Genomic DNA, 3,065 nt, shown 5'->3' with positions numbered 1-3,065 from the left:
ATGGCTGGGAGCTCATGTACCCTTCCGACTGGCTGATCCAGACGCTGAAGAACGATAGAACGCCCACCGGTGGCTACAGCGACCGCGTGTATGGCACCATTTTCTTCGATGATCCGCAGTCGGCCATGTGGGACCTCAACGTGCCCGCCAACCTGGTGCCTTACGCCGATGTGAAAGGCACGATGGTACGGCCGGTGTATTTCAACAAGTATGCTTATCCCAACGACCGCAGCGGCGCGTATGTGGGATATAATATTTCCATCATCCGGTATGCGGATGTGTTGCTGATGCTCGCCGAGGCGGCGAATGAAAACAATAAGACCGCCGAAGCAATCGGGTTCGTGAACGAAGTACGGGAGCGCAGTCATGCCAAACCCATCGCCGGCATGGCGAAAGACCAGCTCCGCGAGCATATCCGCCACACCGAGCGGCCGGTGGAACTGGCCATGGAGTGGGGTATCCGCTGGTTCGACCTGATGCGCTGGGCACGGGGCAATACGGCGAAGCTGAACGTGAAAAACACGCTGGTGCAGCATGGCAAGCCGTCGGCCGCGAATTATGTGGAAGACAAGCACATCCGTTACCCTATACCCTTGAAAGAGATCAGTGTTAATCCGCTGTTGAAGCAAAATAATTTGTATTGATTCCTTGCGCCGGCGCGCGTTGCTTGCGGCGCCGGCGCATTTTTTACCATGAGAAAGGATCGTATGAAAATTAGCATTGGATGGAGCATCGGGTTGATTTGCTTCTTTTGGCAGGCCACTGCCGCACAAACACCGGACGCCTGGCAGAACCCGGCTGTACAAACTGAAAACGCCCTGCCGCCGCGCGCTTCGTTTACTCCGTACGCGTCTGAAAGCGATGCGCTGGCGGCGAAACCTTCGCCGAATGTGTTGCTGCTGGATGGACTATGGAAATTTCATTTGTCGCCCAATCCCGCACAGCGGCCGCGGCGTTTTTTTGCGGATGATTTCAGCGTGGCGGAATGGAAAGACATTAAAGTGCCTGCGCACTGGCAGACCGAGGGTTTCGACCGGTTCATTTTTACGGATGTGGAATACCCTATCCCCGTGAACCCTCCCTATCCGCCGGAGAACGACAATCCCGTAGGCTCGTACCGCAGGAGCTTCCGGGTGCCGGAAAACTGGAATGGGAAACGCGTGGTGGTGCGCTTCGGCGCTGTGAACTCATTCTTTTACTGCTGGGTGAACGGGAAATATGTTGGGCTGGGGAAAGACAGCAAAACCGCCGCGGAATTCGATGTCACGGAGTACCTGCGGAAAGGGGAGAACACAGTGGCGGTGGAAGTATTCCGCTTCAGCGACGCCACGTACCTCGAAGGACAGGACATGTGGAAGCTCTCCGGCATCGAGCGCAGCGTGGAACTGATCGCCCGCCCTAAAGTGGCTGTGCAGGACTTCTTCGTGAAATCCCTGCTGGATAGCAGCTATCAGCACGGCATCTTTCAACTGGACATTACCATGAACGCCCCCTCCACGGGTGGTCGCCTGCAAGTGAGCCTGACCGCCGCCGACGGGCAACCCGTCTTCCAAAGCCAGCAACCGCTGCAAAACCAAACGCATTATCATTTCGAAACGAACCTGCAGCACGTAAAAAGCTGGAATGCAGAGCATCCCCATCTTTATACGCTGCTCATTTCCCAATTCGATCGGAATGGCCGGCTGGTGGAAAGCATTGCGCATCAAACCGGCTTCCGGACCGTAGAGATCCGCAACGGGCAGCTGTTGATAAATGGCGCAGCAGTGAAGATCAAAGGCGTGAACCGCCATGAACACGATATGCACACCGGCAAGGTGATCACGGTGCAGGGTATGGTGGAAGATATCCGGTTGATGAAAATGTACAACATCAATGCAGTGCGCTCCAGCCACTATCCGAACAGTCCGGATTGGTACCGGCTGTGCGATGAATACGGCTTGTACGTGGTGGATGAAGCGAATATCGAATGCGACGGGATGTATTTCCATGCCGACAAAACGCTGTCAGATAAACCGGCCTGGAAAGAAGCATATATGCACCGCACGCGCAGGATGTTTGAAGCGAACAAGAATCATCCTTCGGTCATCACCTGGAGCCTGGGCAACGAGAGCGGGTTCGGGGAAAACTTCATCGCTACTTATCAATACCTGAAATCGAAAGATAATACCCGTCCCGTGCAGTACGAAGCGGCGGAGCGCAATGCGTATACCGATATCGTGTGCCCGATGTACAAATCCACCAGCGTGATGCTGGAGTACGTTCGCCGGTGGCGCGACAGGCCCTATATCCAGTGCGAATATGCGCATATGATGGGCAATGGCGGAGGCAACCTGCAGGATTATTGGGATTTGATCTATCGCCATCCGCAGTTGCAGGGAGGTTTTATATGGGATTTTTCAGATCAGGCTTTCAAAAAGAAAGATAAAGCGGGAAGGGATATCTGGGCGTATGGCCGGGATATGGGTAACGTAGGCGCTACCAGTGACACGAGCTTCTGTGCCGACGGGCTTTTCGCGGCCGACCGCACACCGCACCCGCAGGCTTACGAATTGAAAAAGGTATTGCAGCCGGTGACCTTCGCCGCGGCGCCGCTGTCTGCAAACGCCATCGCTGTTACTAACCGGCATGATTTCACGAACCTAGGTGCGTACGGGTTTTCCTGGTTCGTGGAACGCAACGGCAAACGGATTGCGGAAGGGAAACTGGACAAACTGGATATAGCTCCGCAAGCCACGCGCATCGTTCACCTGCCATTGCCCAAAATGGAGAACGGCGGGGAATATTTCCTGACGGTCCAGGCGCATACCAGTGCTGTAGCGCCCCTCGTGCCCGCGGGGCACCTGGCGGCATGGGAGCAGTTCCCCCTGCAACCCGGCAACTTCCAGCCACCGGTATTATCCGGACCATCCGCGGATTACAGGGAAGATGGGCAGTCCGTTCGCTTTTTCGGAAATGGTTTTGACATTCGTTTCGATAAGCAAACCGGCTGGCTGGCGCAATACGCGTTGGGCGGGAAAGAAATATTATTATCGCCGCTGCAACCGCATTTCTGGCGGGAACCTACG

General features: G+C 55.4%; 2 protein-coding genes. Both read left to right on the top strand.

Going from position 1 to position 3,065, the window contains the following annotated elements; all coding sequences use genetic code 11:
• Positions 1 to 644: RagB/SusD family nutrient uptake outer membrane protein (locus Q0510_RS08405; protein WP_298710021.1), on the top strand; the 644-nt coding region annotated here is incomplete at its 5' end.
• A gap of 63 nt (positions 645 to 707) precedes the next feature.
• A partial coding sequence (locus tag Q0510_RS08400) for a glycoside hydrolase family 2 TIM barrel-domain containing protein (protein ID WP_298710019.1) occupies positions 708 to 3,065 on the top strand: 2,358 nt, incomplete at its 3' end.

Origin of the sequence: uncultured Chitinophaga sp. (genome assembly GCF_937874145.1) — a bacterium.
Taxonomy (GTDB): domain Bacteria; phylum Bacteroidota; class Bacteroidia; order Chitinophagales; family Chitinophagaceae; genus Chitinophaga.
Note: the sequence above shows the minus strand (reverse complement) of the source record. Positions and strands in the feature narration are given on the sequence as shown.